The organism is Rhodopila sp. (assembly GCF_965277165.1).
GTDB lineage: Bacteria > Pseudomonadota > Alphaproteobacteria > Acetobacterales > Acetobacteraceae > Rhodopila.
The window spans coordinates 2851386-2867522 of record NZ_CBDICE010000006.1 but is presented as its reverse complement, the minus strand read 5'-3'; the positions used below and the strand labels follow the sequence as shown (position 1 = coordinate 2867522).

The window sequence follows — 16137 nt, the reverse complement described above, 5'->3', positions numbered from 1 at the left end:
TGCGGTGTAGGGGCGTCCGGCGGTTTCTTGAGCGATGCCCACTGCGGCGTCGAGATGGCGGTGCGTGGCGCTATTGCAAGGTGGTCAGGGTTTGAGCTCGCCAGCCAGCGTGGGCACCAGTTCGCAGACGGTCGGGTGGATGTGCATGGTGTGCGCCAGCGTGGTGGCGTTTCCGCCGGTTTGCATGATGTCCAGCACGGTGTGGATGGCCTCGTCGCCGCTGGTGCCCAAGAACGCGCCGCCGAGGATTGCGTCGGTGTCGGCGTCGACGACGAGTTTCATGAAACCGATGGTTTCGTCTTTTTCGACAGCGCGGCCGACCCGGGTCATCGGCCGGTGGGCGATGCGGACGTGGTGTCCGGCGGCGCGGGCTTCGGTCTCGGTCTTGCCGACGCGCCCCAGCGGCGGGTCGGTGTAGAGTGCGTAGCAGGGGATGCGGTCGGTCAGCTTGCGGTTAGCGGCGTTGAGCAGATTGTCGGCAACTATTTCGTAGTCGTTATATGAAGTGTGAGTGAAGGCGCCCTGGCCGTTGCAGTCGCCGAGCGCCCAGATTCCGGCGGCGGTGGTTTCCAGCCGGTCGTTGACACGGATGTAGCCACGGGTGTCGGTATCGACACCCGCCTTGTCCAGGCCCAGGTCGTCGGTGTTCGGGCGCCGGCCGACCGCCAGCAATAGGTGGCTGCCGATTACCGTGGGGTCACCCTGGGAGCAGTCGATGCCGACCGCGACGCCTTGTTGGTGCGGCGCCAGGTGGATGCAATCGGCGTTGGTGCGAACGGTGATTGCTTCGGCCTGCAGGAAGGCGTGGATGGCGTCGGAGACCTCGGGGTCCTCGCGTCCGATCAGGCGTGGGCCTTTCTCGATGACGGTCACCTTGGAGCCGAAGCGGCGATAGATCTGGGCGAATTCCAGGCCGATGTAGCTGCCGCCGATGATCACGAGGTGATCGGGCAGCGCATCGGTCGCGAGCAGCGAACTGTTGGTGAAGTAGGGCACGTCTTTGATGCCGGGCATGTTGGGGACCAGAACGCGGGCGCCGACATTGAGGAAGATTTGCTCAGCCTCGAGTAATTCTTCGTTGACGCGGACGGTTCGCGCGGACTCCAACCGAGCGTGGCCGAACAGCAGGGTGCAGTGCTGCATCGACTGCAACCAGGACTGGTTGCCGTCGCGGGCATCGGTAGAGACCTTTTGCGAGCGCGCGTGAACCCGTGCCATGTCGATCCTGACGTCGCCCGTGACGATGCCGAAATTCGACCCGCGGCGGGCGAGGTGCGCGGCGTAGGCGCTGGCGACAAGGGTCTTGGTCGGCATGCAGCCGGTATTGACGCAGGTGCCTCCGACCAAATGGCGCTCGATGACGGCGACCGTCTTGCCGGCGGCGGTGAGCCGCGCGGCGAGGGACGGGCCGGCCTGGCCGGTGCCGATGACGATGGCGTCGAAACGCCGGGTCATGGCGCGAGAATGGGGGCGGCGGAGTGCATCAGCTTCTCCTTGCAGGGAACTGAAGCACTCAACTGTTCGGGCGATCGAAGGTTCCGGCCGGCGGGCCGCGGATCGGATGCTATCGGTTGACGTGCTGCATGATCTTGGTCCAGCGGTCGATCAGCGGTAGGACCTTGTCGGCCTTTGCCGGTGGGAACATCGGGACGACGCGTGCGACGCCCAGATCGGCGAGGCGCTTGACCGCATCGGCGTCGTCGCCGAGGCCGAACGAGCTGACCTGCAGTGAATTGGGATCGCGGCCGGCTTCCTGGGCCATCTGGCGGAACTTCGGCAGTTCGACGCTGAGATCTCCTCGGGCCGTCGGGATCCACCCGTCGCCGTAACGGATTGCCCGGCGGGCACCTTGCGGGAATGCGCCCCCGACATGGATCGGCGGGTGGGGCTGGGTCACCGGTTTGGGACGGGCGATGATCGCATCGAAGTCGACCAGCTCGCCGTGATATTCGGCATGTTCCTTGGTCCAGATTTCCTTCATGGCCTCGATGGTTTCACGCATGCGCTTGAACCGCGTGGCGAACTTGGTGCCGTGGTTTTCCATTTCGTCCTGGTTCCAGCCGCCGCCGACGCCGAACAGGAAGCGTCCCTGGCTGGTCTGGTCGATCGAGGCCACGAGCTTGGCGGTCTGGATCGGGTCGCGCTGCTGCACCAGCAGGACGCCGGTGCCCAACTTGATCTTTGTTGTCACCTGGCTCGCTGCCGCCAGCACGACGAACGGGTCCATAGCACCGTAGTATTGCTTGGGCAGGTCGCCGCCGCCGGGAAACGGGGTCTTGCGTGACAGCGGGATGTGGGAGTGTTCGGGTGCCCAGACCGATTCGAAGCCGCGCTCTTCCAGGGCGCGTGCGAGTTCCATGGCTGACATCGAATAGTCGGTGAAAAACATTGCGCCACCGAACAACATGGCCGTCTCCTTCAGTTCACCCTTGTAGGGTAGGCCGAGCGGTTGGCGGGTGCCAGGGGTGGGGGCCTAAGAAGACCCGATGTCGGTATTGGCCTTGGCGTAATCGTCTTCGGTGACGGACTGGCCCCAGGTGGTTCCTTCCGGGGTGCTTTCCAACAACGAGATATGCCCGAACAACGAATTCATGGCCGCGCCATGCCAATGATCGATGCCGGGCGGAACGGTGGCGACGTCGCCGGGGCGCAACGCCTGTGCCGACTCGCCTCTGACCTGAAGCAGCCCGAGACCGGTGGTGACCACGAGGACCTGGCGCATGTCGTGCGTGTGCCAGACGGTGCGGGCGCCTGGCACGAAGGTCACGGTGGTGGCGTTGGTCTTTGACGGGCCTTCGGCCCTCGCCAGCGGGTCCTGGAATACCGCACCGGTGAAGTTCGCGGCTGGAGCGATGCGTGCCTGGCGCGACGCGGCTGATCGGACGTTCATTGTCGCCTCCTGTTGTTCTGGGCGCCGATTTCGCGGCGTTCGCGCCAAGTGTGAGCCCGAGCGTTGGAATATTTAAAGCAGCGCCGCCACTCCCTTGGTTTCGGTGTATAGTTCAATCGCCTCATAGCCCATCTCGCGGCCCCATCCGGATTGCTTGAAGCCGCCAAACGGCAATGCGACGTCATTGAAGTTGTGCACGTTGATCCAGACGGAGCCGGCCTTCAGCTTCTTCGCCAGCTTGTGCGCGATGCCGATGTCGCGGGTCCAGATCGAGGCCGCGAGACCATACTCGGTCTGGTTTGCCTGCTTGGCGATGCGTTCCAGGTCGTCGTCGTTGTAGGGCATGGCGCAGACCACGGGGCCGAAGATTTCTTCCTGGACGACTTTCATCGTCGGGTTGGTCTTGGCAAGCACAGTCGGTTCTACAAAGTAACCTTCATTGCCGTGACGCTTGCCGCCGGTCACGACTTCGGCACCTTGCTGACGTCCGCTCTCCAGGTAGCCGGTCACGCGCTGGAACTGTTCATCGGAGACCAGCGGACCGATGCGCGTTTCCGGATCGAGGCCTGGGCCAATCTTGAGTTTGGCCGCTTCGTCGGACAGGCCGGTCATCATCTTGTCGAAGATGCGTTCATGCACGAAGAGCCGCGAGCCGGCGGTGCAGCATTGTCCCATGTTGAAGAAAATGCCTGACGCCGTGCCCGGGATTGCGACGCTGAGATCGGCATCGGGAAACACGATGGCCGGCGATTTGCCGCCGAGTTCAAGCGACACTTTCTTCAAGTTTCCGGCGGCGGCCTGTACGATCAGCCTGCCGACCTCGGTGCTGCCGGTGAAGGCCACTTTGTCCACATCCGGATGCGCGGCGATCGCCGCGCCGGCCGACCCGTCGCCAGTGATGATGTTCACCACACCTGGTGGAAAACCAGCCTGCTGAATCAGCTCACCCAGGCGGATCGCGGTCAGTGGTGTCTGCTCCGCCGGCTTCAGCACGATGGTGCAGCCGGCGGCCAGGGCAGGGGCGATTTTCCACACCGCCATCAGCAGCGGGAAATTCCAGGGCACGATCTGTCCGACGACGCCGACGGGTTCGCGGATCGAATAGGCGTGCCAGTCGCCCGGAGCCGAGATCGGAATGCTTTGGCCGGTGATTTTCGTGGACCAGCCACCCATGTAGCGCAATAGTTCGCAGCCGAACGGGATATCGATGGCGCGGGCATCAGTGACCGGTTTGCCGTTATCGAGTGCCTCCAGTTCGGCCAACTGGTCAGCATTCGCTTCCAGGACGTCACCCAGGCGCCAGACCATCTTGCCTCGCTCGACAGGGCTCATTTTCGGCCAGGGGCCGGCTTCGAAAGCCCGTCTGGCCGCGGCGACGGCAGCGTCCACATCCTGAGCGCCGCCTTCGGCGACTTGGGCGATCTGCTGGCCGTTGGACGGATCGAACACCGCGAATGTCTTGCCGGATTTGGCATCAACCCATTGTCCGTCGATCAGCAGCTTGTGGCGACGAGCGATGAAATCGCGCCCTGACTGGCTCAGGCGGCCGATTGAGGTAGAAATGTCCATGTTGTCCTCCCGACGCTATGTCCATTCATGCATAGCGCGGCGGTTGTCCCGGAGTCCAGGGGGGCGAGTCCAGGGGGCGCCGGATCCGCATTTTACAGCGGTCCGGTCAGCATGCTTTGACCAGGCGCGGATGGCCGGCGTGGAGCGCATTATTTTTGCCGGCAGCAAGCACGTGTTCGGCTGCTATCCGATTACTGAGCGGGTATCGCCTGAGCAGGCGCCGCGACCCGACAGTGTATTCAAGGTCCTCGGTAAGATTCAGCTTTGGTCAGGCAGCCTGGCGCGGCGGCGCGTGGCATCATGTCTGGCCAGCCATCCGCGTCGCCAATCTTCATAGCGAATGGTGCCACGCGGATAGGGGTTTTCGTCCAGTCCTCGTTCCAGCGCCGCGCAGTAGCCTTCGTTGTCCAGACCCCGCAGCTCGGCTTGTTTGTGATTCCAGCCGGCTCGCCATTCGGCGTGACGAATCGTGCCGGGTGGGTAAGGATTGTCTGAAATCTTCTGTCCGTTGGCTGCGGCGAGGTATCCCTCGTCTTCCTGCTGATGGGTCTTGAAAGACGTCATGGCCGTAGCCTCCCGGTCATGCTGCTGCAGGCACTGTGGCGATCTTTTCGCGGTTCAACAACCTGCCCTTCGACGGCGCTTGCAAACGGGTTCGTCCGCGAGTGGGGCACCGTCCGAACGCGATCATCGCGCGGTTGCGGACACGCTTTCGGCGTCGGAGCGCCGGATCGTTCCGCCGGGGGCCTGATCGTCCGACGCCAGGGTCGCGGCGAGCGCGTCGCCGACGGTTTCCAGCCATACGAAGCGCAGCTTGTCGCGCGCGCTGGGCGGGATATCGTCCCAATCGCGGCGATTGCGGGCCGGCAGCATCACCGTGGTGATGCCGGCCCGGGCGGCGGCCACGACCTTCTCGCGGATGCCGCCGACCGGCAGCACCACGCCGCGCAGGCTGATTTCGCCGGTCATCGCGATCGCCGGGTTGACCGCGCGGCCCAGCATCAACGAGGCGAGCGAGACGAACATTGCCACCCCGGCCGAGGGGCCATCCTTGGGGATCGCTCCGGCTGGGACGTGGACGTGGATATCGCTGCGCTCGAACAGCGGCGGATCGATCCCGAGGTCGGTGGCGCGCGACTTCAGCAGGCTGAGCGCCGCCTGCGCGCTCTCCTTCATCACGTCGCCGAGCTGGCCGGTGAGGATGAGCTTGCCGCTGCCGGGCATGCGGGTGCTTTCGATGAACAGGATGTCGCCGCCGACCGGCGTCCAGGCCAGGCCGGTGGCGATTCCGGGCATGGCGACGCGATCCGCCACCTCGGGGTCGAAGCGGCCGGCGCCGAGGATGGGTGCCAGGTCATCGGGGGCGATGCGCACAGCGTCGGCACGACCTTCGGCGAAGCGGGCGGCGACGTTGCGTAGCACCGCGCCGATCTCGCGTTCGAGGCTGCGCACGCCGGCTTCACGCGTGTAGCCGCTGATGATCGCCGACAGCGCCGGGTCGGTGAATGCGACCTGCTGTTGCGACAGCCCGTTGTGCCGGAGTTGCCTCGGCACCAGGTAACGCCGAGCGATGGCGAGCTTTTCGTCCTCGGTGTAGCCGGACAGGGAGACGACTTCCATGCGGTCTCGCAACGGTGCTGGCACGGTATCCATCTGGTTGGCGGTGGCGATGAACAGCGCGCGGCTGAGGTCGAACGGCACGCCGAGATAGGCGTCGCGGAAGCTGTTGTTCTGCTCCGGGTCCAGCACTTCCAGCAGGGCCGAGGATGGGTCACCCTGGAAGCCGCCGGCGCCCAGCTTGTCGATTTCGTCCAGCATCATGACGCAGGCGCGCGACCCGGTTCGGCGGATCGCCTGGATGATGTTGCCGGGCAGCGAGCCGATATAGGTGCGGCGGTGACCGCGGATTTCGCTTTCGTCGTGCACGCCGCCCAGGCTGACGCGTATGAACGGGCGGCCGGTGGCGCGGGCGATGGATTGCCCGAGCGAGGTCTTGCCGACGCCGGGTGGTCCGACGAAGCACAGGATCGGCCCGCGTCCTTCCGGGTTCAGCTTGCGCACCGCGAGGAATTCCAGGATACGTCGCTTGATTTTTTCTAGCGCGTAATGATCCTGGTCGAGCACCTGACGTGCCTCGGCGATGTCGATCGGCTTTTCCTCGCCCAGTTTCCACGGCAGCTCGGAGAGCCATTCCAGATAGGTGCGGACCATGCCGGATTCGGGGCCGCCATCGGGCATCCGCTCCAGCCGGCGCAGTTCACGCCTGGCCTGGCGGTCGACTTCCTCGGGCAGGCCGGCCTGGTCCAGCGCGCGCTTGAGGTCGGCGAGTTCCGGCGAGGAGCCGTCGTCCTCGCCCAGTTCCTTTTGGATCTGCTTGAGCTGTTCGCGCAGCATGAACTCGCGCTGGCGGCCTTCCATGGACTGGCGGGTGCGGTTGCCGATGTCAGAGGACAGGCGCAGCACCTCGAGCCGGTAGGCGAGTCGCCACAGCACGCTGTCGAGCCGTTCGCGCAGGTCCACGGTTTCCAGGATGGCCTGTTTCTCGGCTTGGGTGAGGTCCAGCAGGCTTGTCACCAGGTCGGCGAGCATCCCCGGTTGTTCAAGGTTCTGCACGGCGGCGACCAATTCGGCCGGGGCCTGCTCGATCAGGCTGAGGGTTTCCAGCGCGCGTTCGCGCAGTTGGTGGACGCGTGCCGCGATTTCAGTGCCGTCGGTTGTCGGTTCGGCGATGCGCTCCACGGTGACGCTGGGATACGACGGGCCGTCGGTGCGGGTCAGGAGACGGATCCGGCCGACGCCCTGAACGATGGCGTGATGGGTGCCGTCGCGGGCGGTGACGTAGCGCAGCAGGCGCGCTTCCGTGCCGATCGGGTGGAGGTCGGCCAGGTCGGGGACTTCCTGCGCCGGATCGCGCTGCAGCGCGACGGCGACAGATGCGCCGTCCCGCGCCGCTGCCTGCAGCGCGGCGATCGTCTGTGAGTGAACCGGTGCCAGCGGCATCAGAACGCCGGGGAACAGCACGGTGGCGCTGGGAATGAGGATCAACGTGTTGTCCGGTGCTGTCGTGGCCTGGTCGGGTAATGTGGTGCCCATCAGGTCAGCCTCCGCAGGACGATGGTCAGGCAGCCATCGACGAGGTCGCGGCGGACCAGCTCGTAGGTGCCGGGGGGCAACGCCAGACGACGCTCGAAGCGCCCGTGCGGCAGCTCCATGCGATGGATGCGGGCCGGCCCGTGCACGGCGGGCAGGCGGCGAATGCCGGTGACCGCGATTTCGCCGCCGCCGATCACCAGGTCGACGTCGGCGGCGCCTACGCCGGGCAGTGCGACGATCATGGTGAGTTCGCCGGCGGTTTCCAGCAGGTCGACCGGCGGCTCCCATCCGAGCGATGCGGGGTGGAAGAAGTCTCGGTGCAGACGGTCCGCGCGGGCAACGACCGCGAGGGCATCGATCCACATCAATTCTGTTGCCGTTCGCGCCATGGGAGTTTCCCTAAGAGTAGAGCTCTGGTCGGATTTAGTTGGCGGGGGCCAGTGTTCCAGCGATCGCGCCAGCGCGTTGTCAGCGCAGCAGATTGGTGCGGGCCAGGTCCAGCAGTTGGGACCCGCGCCCGTCCATGATAGCCCTGAGGGTGAAAAGGCCGAAGCCCTTCACCTCGGCTGCCTTGATGTGCGGCGGGATGGTCAGTTCCTGGGTCGCGGTGACGACGTCGAGCAGTGCGGCGCCGGGGTGGTGGAGGAAGTCGGTGATGGCTATTTCCAGGTCTTTCGGGTCTTCGACACGAATGGCATGGACGCCGGCGGCGCGGGCCATGGCGGCGAAGTCGGGATTGACCAAGTTGACGCCCCAGTCGAGTTGGCCGGCGGCCTGCATCTCCATCTGCACGAAGCCGAGGGTGGAATTGTTATAGAGAACGACTTTGACCGGCAGGTCGGCCTGCTGCAGCGTCAGGAAATCGCCCATCAGCATGGCGAACCCGCCATCGCCGGACAGCGAGATCACCTGTCGGCCGGGGAACGCCGCCTGCGCGCCGATCGCGTGCGGCAAGGCGTTCGCCATCGAGCCGTGGACGAAGGATCCGATCAGCCGGCGCCGGCCGTTCATCGCCACGTAGCGGGCCGCCCATACTGTCGGCGTGCCGACGTCGCAGGTAAAAACGGCGTCGGCGGCGGCCAGCCTGTCGAGGGTCCTGGTCAGGTACTGCGGATGGATCGGCTTGCGGCCCGGCGTGCCCACGGCGAGGTCGTCGAGGCCGGTTCGCGCTTTCTTGTAGTGGGCGATGCTGTCGTCGAGATGCGTGCGTTCGGTACGTTCGGTCAGTCTGGGCAACAGCGCCGTGATCGTTTCGTTCACGTCGCCAACAAGACCAAGTTCGATCTTGCAGCGCCGGCCGAGGTTTTCCGGCCGCAGATCCACTTGCGCGATGCGCGCGTCTGTGGGGTAGAACTGCCGGTAGGGGAAATCGGTTCCGAGCATCAGCAGGGTGTCGCATCTGAGCATTGCCCGGTAGCCGGAGGCAAAGCCGATCAGGCCGGTCATGCCGACGTCGAACGGGTTGTCCCACTCCACCGCCTCCTTGCCGCCGAGGGCGTGGACAATGGGCGATTTCAGCCGTTCGGCCAGCCGCATAAGCGAGTCGTGGGCACCAGCGCAGCCGCGGCCGCAGAGCAGCGTGACCTTGCGCGATTCATTCAGCAGGTGTGCCAGCGCATCCAGGTCGTCGTCGTGCGGGCGCACCAGCGGAGGCGCGGGTAGCAGGGCTCGGGTTGCGGCCATGCGATCGACGTTCTCGGCTGCCAGCAATGCCACGTCGCCGGGGATGACGACGACGGCGACGCCACGCTGCCCGACCGCGGCGCGGATCGCGCATTCCAGGGTCCGGGGAAGCTGGTTCGGCGACGAAACCAGTTCGCAGTACAGGCTGCATTCCTGGAACACCCGTTCGGGGTGGGTTTCCTGAAAATAGCCTGAACCGATCTCGCCGCTGGGGATCTGGGCGGCGATGGCGAGCACCGGCACCCTGGAGCGGTTGGCATCGTAGAGGCCGTTGATCAGGTGGGTGTTGCCCGGCCCACAGGACCCGGCGCAGACCGCCAGCCTGCCGGTCAGATGCGCCTCACCGGCCGCGGCAAAGGCGGCGGTTTCCTCGTGGCGGACGTGGACCCACTGGATGGCATCGCGGACGCGCAATGCCTCGGTGATGCCGTTCAGACTGTCGCCCGGCACGCCGTAGATACGCTCGATGCCGGCGTTCCGAAGCGTGTCGACGACGAGTTCGGCGACATTCATGGATCGAGCCCCAGGCGACCGTCGGTCTGCCACTGCCGCAACTCCTGCTTGGCGATTTTTCCGGTCGGACCATGCGGCAATTCGTCAACGAACGCCACCGCATCCGGAAGCCACCATTTCGGCACCATGTGCGCCAGGTGAACCAGCAGGTCCTGCCTGGTCACCGGCGCCGTTACGACGACGATCAGCAGCGGGCGCTCTTGCCAGCGCCAATGCGGCATCGCGATGACTGCTGCCTCGCGAACCGCGGGGTGGGCGGACGCGGCTTCTTCCAGGGCCTGGCTGCTGATCCACTCGCCACCGGACTTGATGACGTCCTTGCTGCGGTCGACGATGTGAAGCGTGTTGTCGGCGTCGATCTTGGCGACATCGCCGGTCCGCAGCCAGCCGTCCGGGGTCATCGCCTCGATCTCCGGGCGGCGGAAGTAGCCGGCGGCGGTCCAATGGCCGCGCGCCTGCAGGTGCCCGGGGGTGACGCCGTCGCGAGGCAGCGGATTGCCGTCGTCATCGGCGATGCGGATTTCGGCGCCGAACACCGGCTTGCCTTGGGTGCGCATCGCCGTCAGGGCCTGATCCGGCGGCAGGTCGCGTAGCGCGAAGGACATGGTAGCGGCGCTGGTCGTTTCGGTCATGCCCCACCCGTGGATGGTGCGCACACTGTGATCGCGCAGGTAGGCTTCCATCATCGCCAGCGGCGGTGCGGCGCCGCCGGAGAACAGCCGGTTCAGCCGTCCCAGCCCGGCCCCGGTTTCCCGGCAGTGTCGCAGCAGGTCGAGGAAGATGGTCGGCACACCGGGGGCCACGGTGACGCCGTGGTCGAGGATCAGGCGGTGCAGGAAGGCGCTGTCGGCGCGCCGTCCGGGCAGCACCAGGCTGGCGCCGTACATCGGGCCGAAGAATGGCACCGCCCAGCCGTTGCAGTGAAAGAAACCGGGGATGGCGATGATCGCGTCATCGGCGCTGAGTGCCCAGGCATTGCCGCCGCCGGCGGATAATGCGTTCAGCACCGTGCCGTGATGGCTGTAGAGCGCCCCCTTCGGCGCCCCGGTTGTGCCGGAGGTGAAGCACAGCAGGCACGCCGCGCGTTCGTCCAGTAGTGGCCAAGTGAAGCCGGGGTCGCCGTCCGCCAGCAGGTCTTCATGGAACAATAGCTCTGGCAGCGTGCTGTGGGGCACGGCGCCGGGCGGTGCCATCATCACATAGCGCCGCACGGTCTGAAGTTGCGGCGCCAACTGTTCGGCCAACGCCAGCGTATCGGCGTCGATGAACAGCGTGTGATAGCCAGCGAAATTGATCGCATAGGCGATCTGCGCCGGTGGCAGTCGTGGATTGGCGGTGTGCAGCACGGCGCCGATCCCGGTCGCGGCATACAGCAACTCCAGGTGCCGGTGGGTGTTCCACGCCAGCGAGCCGACCATGTGGTCGGACCCGAATCCCAGATGCTGCAACGCAGCCGCCAGTCGCCGTGCCCGCAGCGCCAGCTGGGCATAGTCGAAGTCGATGCAATCGTTACCGTAACGGCCAATCACCTTCACGGCGCCGAACGTCGTGGCGCCGTGTTCCAGGACGGTGGAAAGCAGCAGCGGCAAATCCTGATTGAGCCCGTGCATGACTCGACGTTTCCCTGGCTGCGAGCCATTCCGCGGCCCGACGCACGATCGGACAAACGGATGGCACAGGCTGTGGCGCGTCAGTTTGCCGTCATGCCGCCGTCGATTACGAGTTCGCTGCCGGTGACCCAGGACGCTTCGTCCGACGCCAGATAGAGGCAGCCCATCGCGATATCGACCGGCTTGCCAAAGCGGCCAAGCGGGGTGGCGGCCATGCGTGCCTGGCCGCTTTCGTTGCCCAGCAGGCCGGGCCGCGCCATGGGGGTGTCGACGAATCCGGGGTGGATGGAATTTACCCGGATCTGATCCTTCGCGTATTGAATCGCCACCGACTTGGAGAAGATGCGAACCGCGCCCTTCGACGCGTGATAGGCGGCATTGGCGAACGACCCGACGATGCCGCAGATCGAGGAAATATTGATCACCGACCCGCCGCCGGCCCGCTGCATCGCGGCAATCACGCCGCGCGTGCCCAGGAACACGCCGGTCGCGTTGACTTCCATGATCCGGTTCCAGCCTTCCAGGGTCTGGTCCACCAGCGCGGTACCGGCGATGTTGCCGACCTGAACGGTCATGCCCGCGGGTCGACCCGAGATGCCGGCGATGTTCGCCAATACATTTATCTGGCCGAATTTGCCTTCGACAGCTTCGGCCAGTGCCGTCCATTCGGATTCGGAGCAGACATCCAGCCGCTGGTACTGTGCCGTGCCTCCGGCGTCGGTGATTTCATTCGCAACCGATTGGCCCATGTCGTCCTGCACGTCGCACAGCACGACCGAGGCACCCTGGCTGGCGAATACCCGAGCGGTCTCGGCACCGATGCCGGAGGCGGCGCCGGTGACGATCGTTACTTTACCTTTGATCCGTTCACCCTTTTGCACGTTGTCTTCTCCCTGCTACGTCGTCATCACGAAACCTTCGTAGCCGTTGTTGGCTACCGCGTCGCATTTCTGATTGTAGCCGGCGAAGCCGCCGACATAGGGCATGAATACCCTGGGCTTGCCGGGAATGTTCGCGCCGACATACCAGGAATTTGCCAACGGATAGAGCGTGCTGTCGGCGACCTCGTTGACGTGCTGGACCCATGCGTCCTGGGCCGGGCGAGCGGCTTCGATTTTAGTGAAGCCTTGCTCGCGCATATGGACCAGGCAATCGGCGATCCAATCGGTGTGCTGCTCGATCGCCAGGATCATCTGTGTCTTCACCGATGGGCTGCCCGGACCGGTCACCACGAACATGTTGGGAAATCCGGCCATCATCAGCCCCAGATAGGTGCGCGGGCCGGCCTGCCATTCGTCGGCCAAAGTGCCGCCGTCCTGGACTCGAATGTCGATTTCGCGCAATGCGCCGGTCATCGCATCGAACCCTGTGGCAAACACGATTGCATCGAACGGACCGTGTTCGGTGCTGGCGGTTCGCAGGCCGCTTGCGGTGATCTCGACGATCGGGTCGTGCTTGACGTCCACGAGCGAGACGTTGTTGCGATTGTAAGTTTCATAGTAGTTGGTGTCGAGGCACAGCCGCTTGGTGCCGATCGGATGGTCCTTCGGTGCCAGGATTTCGGCGATCGCTGGACTGTGGACGATGCCGCGGATTTTCTGGCGGACGAACTCCGCGGCCGTGTCGTTCGATGCCTGGTCCACCAGCAGGTCAGTGTAGGAATAGAGAAAGCTGATGCTGCCGCCTTCGGCCCATTTCGCCTCGTAGGCACGCTGGCGCTCTTGCTCGGTTACCTGCCGTGCCGATTGGGTCGGTGCCGGGTGACCGGCGATGCCGAACGGCGTTTCCAGGGCGGCACGCCGGCGCGCGGGGTAGTGTTCCTTGTGTCGGCGTTCCCTTTCCGGATCGAGCGGTGCGTTGCGTGCCGGCAGGCTGAAGTTCGCGGTGCGCTGGAACACGGTCAGGCGGTCCGCCTGCGCGGCGATCAGGGGGATCATCTGCACGCCGGAGGATCCGGTGCCGATGACCGCGACACGCTGGCTGGAGAAATCCACTCCTTCATGTGGCCAGAGGCCGCTGTGGTAGCATCGGCCGCGGAAGCCGGCGAGGCCCTTGAAGTCGGGCACGCGCGGGGTCGACAGATTGCCGCTTGCCATGACGCAGAATCGTGCGCTGACGACGTCGCCCGGTTCGGTCTTCAGCGTCCAGCGGCGCACATCCGGGTCGAACAGCGCCGAGGTCACGCGGGTGTTGAGCTGGATGTCGCGGCGAAGGTCGAAGCGGTCGGCGACGTGGTTGATGTAGCGCAGGATCTCGGGCTGGGTACCGTAACGTTCGGGCCAGACCCATTGCTGCTGCAGGTCGTTTGAGAACGAATAGGAGTACTCCATGCTTTCGACGTCGCAACGGGCGCCGGGATAGCGGTTCCAGAACCAGGTTCCGCCGACGCCGGAGCCGGCCTCGAATAGCCGCACGGTGAGGCCCAGCGCGCGCAGTCGGTGCAGCGCGTAGAGACCGCCGAGACCGCCGCCGACCACGATCACGTCGTAGTGCGCCGGGGGCGGCGCGGAGGCGGTGCGGGTTTCTTGCATTGCTTCTGACATGGTGAGGACTTTCGTCAGTGCCGGTAGCCGTCGTCGATCCGATCGAGCTTGCGCATCAGGGAGTCAGAGTTTGCGGAATTTCCGTAACGACTGCAGATCGTCGGGCATGGGTTGGTTCGGGAACAGTTGTGGCCATTGGGTCCAGGACACCTCGCCGACATAGATATCGCCTCGGCTGTCCACGGATAGGCCATGCGGCGCCAAGAATTGGTCCGGGCCCAGGCCGGCACGGATGCCGCCCAGCCTGGCCAGGTGTTTGCCGGTGTGGTCGGTGATGGTCACGCGAGGACCGAGGTTCGGAGCGTCACGGTTCACGCGCTGCACCGGGCCGAGTTCGCCGATGTAGCAGATCGGACATTTCCCTGCCGGCATGAACAATCCGCATGGGCGGTGCAGGTTGTTCCACTGGGTCTCGTATTTACCGTCGGCGTCGAATACCTGGACGCGGTGGTTCTCGCGGTCGGCGACGTAGACCCAGCCGTCGGCGTCGCAGGTGATGTTGTGGGCGATGTTGAACTCGCCGGGATTTGTGCCGGAACTGCCCCAGGACATCAGCAGGCGCCCGTCGGGAGCGTATTTGTGGACGCGGGCGTTGCCGTAGCCGTCGGAGACGTAGAGATCGCCTTGCGGCGACATCGCGGTGTGGGTGCAGCGGTGGAATGGATCGCCGCTCATGTAAGGGGCGGGTTTTCCCGGCGTGCCGAGGGTGAGCAGGATCTTGCCTTCGGTGGTGCACTGGCGGACGGTGTGGTCGGCGTCGTCGGTGAGCCACAGGGTTTCGTCGGGCGCGACGAAGACGCCGTGGGCGCGGGGGAAGATGCCCTCGCCCCACGAGCGCAGGAAGTTGCCGTCGCGGTCGAACACGATCATCGGGTGTTCGCCGCGGTTGAAGACGTAGACGTTGTCGCGGCTATCGACGCCGATGCCGCCGATTTCCTTGAACAACCAGCCGGGGGGAAGTTTGGCCCAGTCGTCGACCGGTTCGTAGGTGAAATCGCCGCTGCCCATGGTGGTCATTTTGGTTTCCCCTGTTGATTGGTCCGGGGGGAAGCTTGTCATGGGATCAGCGCCCGTGCCAGGGACAGGCAGCGTCGGCAGGTCTGCGGCGCCGCTGGGTTTGCCAACCGGGCCGCGGCCGTGGTGACATCCCGTTCCGGTTTCGCCGACATGAGGGACGCCGGATCGGAGAACGATGCGATGACGCCGAACGAGGAATGGGGCCTGGCGGGAAAGGTGGCGATCGTCACCGGTGGCGGGGCGCAGGGGGACGGGATCGGCAACGGCCGCGCGGCGGCGATGCTGCTGGCGCGCGGCGGAGCCAGGGTGCTGGTGGTCGATCGCGACGTGGCGCTGGCCGAACGCACGGTGGCGATGATCGCCGAGGAGGGCGGGGAAGCGGCGGCGGGCGGCTATGACGTCACTTCGTCAGATCAATGTGCCGCGATGGTCCAGGATGCGGTGTCGCGCTGGGGGCGGCTCGATTGCCTGGACAATAACGTGGGCATCGGCAGTAAGGGTAGCGTAGTGGAGGAATCCGAGGCGAACTGGGCGCGGGTGATGCAGGTGAATGTGGACAGCATGTTCCTGACCTGCAAGCACGCGATTCCGGCGATGATCCGCACCGCCGGCGGCGGGTCGATCGTCAACGTTTCGTCGATCTCGGCGCTGCGGCCGCGCGGCCTGACGGCCTATAGCGTTTCCAAGGGCGCGGTGATCGCGCTGACCAAGGCGATCGCGGTGGATCATGGGCCGCAGGGCATCCGGGCGAACTGCGTTGCGCCGGGACCGGTTTATACGCCGATGGTGTATGGCTCCGGCATGACGGATCAGGCGCGCGACACGCGCCGACAAGCCTCGGTGCTGGGGCTGGAGGGCACGGGTTGGGATATCGGGGCAGCGGTGCGGTTTCTGCTGTCGGGGCAAGCTCGTTACATTACCGGCCAGATTGTGGTGGTGGACGGGGGTGCCACGCTGGTTGGTCCAAAACGGGCGCACTGAGCACCAGAGTCGTTTCCTAGGATGTTGTCCCATCCATTGGTTGATTGTGCTTGCGTCGGGGCGGCCGGTGTCAAGCCCAAGCCGCCTTCGGCGGTCGCTGCGCGAGGCTTGACACCGGCCACCCCGACGAAGCGAGGCTCGGTATCGGATGTGTCGGGAGGTTTGGGCAGCTTGCGAAGCCGGCAAGGCGGATCAGAAGCAACCGATGGGCCAGAGGCGTGGAATAACAAGCTTTGGC

Annotated in this window: 13 protein-coding genes; 1 reads left to right on the top strand and 12 read right to left on the bottom strand. The window is 65.3% G+C overall.

Going from position 1 to position 16137, the window contains the following annotated elements; genetic code table 11:
- Window positions 1-84: 84 nt before the first annotated feature.
- The 12 genes from ACQY4Y_RS25345 to ACQY4Y_RS25290 form a co-directional block, all read right to left on the bottom strand.
- Window positions 85-1455, bottom strand: coding sequence for an FAD-containing oxidoreductase (locus tag ACQY4Y_RS25345; RefSeq protein WP_428493330.1), 1371 nt, complete (start codon window positions 1453-1455; stop codon window positions 85-87).
- 109 nt (window positions 1456-1564) lie between these two features.
- Window positions 1565-2407 carry an LLM class F420-dependent oxidoreductase gene (locus ACQY4Y_RS25340; RefSeq protein ID WP_428493329.1) on the bottom strand — a complete coding sequence of 281 codons (843 nt, stop codon included), beginning with the start codon at window positions 2405-2407 and terminating at the stop codon, window positions 1565-1567.
- A gap of 66 nt (window positions 2408-2473) precedes the next feature.
- Window positions 2474-2890, bottom strand: coding sequence for a cupin domain-containing protein (locus ACQY4Y_RS25335; protein WP_428493328.1), 417 nt, complete (start codon window positions 2888-2890; stop codon window positions 2474-2476).
- A 72-nt stretch (window positions 2891-2962) separates the two neighbouring features.
- Window positions 2963-4459: an aldehyde dehydrogenase family protein gene (locus ACQY4Y_RS25330; RefSeq protein ID WP_428493327.1), complete on the bottom strand. Its 1497-nt coding sequence runs from the start codon at window positions 4457-4459 to the stop codon at window positions 2963-2965.
- Window positions 4460-4717: 258 nt separating this feature from the next.
- Window positions 4718-5023, bottom strand: a complete 306-nt coding sequence (locus tag ACQY4Y_RS25325; RefSeq protein WP_428493326.1) for a hypothetical protein — start codon at window positions 5021-5023, stop codon at window positions 4718-4720.
- A gap of 123 nt (window positions 5024-5146) precedes the next feature.
- Window positions 5147-7552, bottom strand: a complete 2406-nt coding sequence (gene lon, locus ACQY4Y_RS25320; RefSeq protein WP_428493325.1) for an endopeptidase La — start codon at window positions 7550-7552, stop codon at window positions 5147-5149.
- Window positions 7552-7941 (bottom strand): Hsp20/alpha crystallin family protein, encoded by a 390-nt coding sequence (locus tag ACQY4Y_RS25315; protein WP_428493324.1) that lies wholly within the window; start codon window positions 7939-7941, stop codon window positions 7552-7554. Before ACQY4Y_RS25315 ends, lon begins: the two co-directional genes overlap by 1 nt.
- Window positions 7942-8020: 79 nt before the next feature.
- Window positions 8021-9748, bottom strand: a complete 1728-nt coding sequence (poxB, locus tag ACQY4Y_RS25310; protein WP_428493323.1) for a ubiquinone-dependent pyruvate dehydrogenase — start codon at window positions 9746-9748, stop codon at window positions 8021-8023.
- Window positions 9745-11358 (bottom strand): AMP-binding protein, encoded by a 1614-nt coding sequence (locus ACQY4Y_RS25305; RefSeq protein WP_428493322.1) that lies wholly within the window; start codon window positions 11356-11358, stop codon window positions 9745-9747. The genes poxB and ACQY4Y_RS25305 overlap by 4 nt, the downstream gene beginning before the upstream one ends.
- An 80-nt stretch (window positions 11359-11438) precedes the next feature.
- Window positions 11439-12239 carry an SDR family NAD(P)-dependent oxidoreductase gene (locus tag ACQY4Y_RS25300; protein WP_428493321.1) on the bottom strand — a complete coding sequence of 267 codons (801 nt, stop codon included), beginning with the start codon at window positions 12237-12239 and terminating at the stop codon, window positions 11439-11441.
- A gap of 15 nt (window positions 12240-12254) precedes the next feature.
- Entirely contained in the window at window positions 12255-13901 is a 1647-nt protein-coding gene (locus ACQY4Y_RS25295; RefSeq protein ID WP_428493320.1) for a flavin-containing monooxygenase, read from the bottom strand.
- Between the two features lie 63 nt (window positions 13902-13964).
- Window positions 13965-14918: a peptidyl-alpha-hydroxyglycine alpha-amidating lyase family protein gene (locus tag ACQY4Y_RS25290; protein ID WP_428493319.1), complete on the bottom strand. Its 954-nt coding sequence runs from the start codon at window positions 14916-14918 to the stop codon at window positions 13965-13967.
- A 150-nt stretch (window positions 14919-15068) separates the two neighbouring features.
- Between ACQY4Y_RS25290 and ACQY4Y_RS25285 the strand changes: the two genes are divergently transcribed.
- Window positions 15069-15899, top strand: coding sequence for an SDR family NAD(P)-dependent oxidoreductase (locus ACQY4Y_RS25285; RefSeq protein ID WP_428493318.1), 831 nt, complete (start codon window positions 15069-15071; stop codon window positions 15897-15899).
- The last annotated feature ends 238 nt before the right edge of the window (window positions 15900-16137 follow it).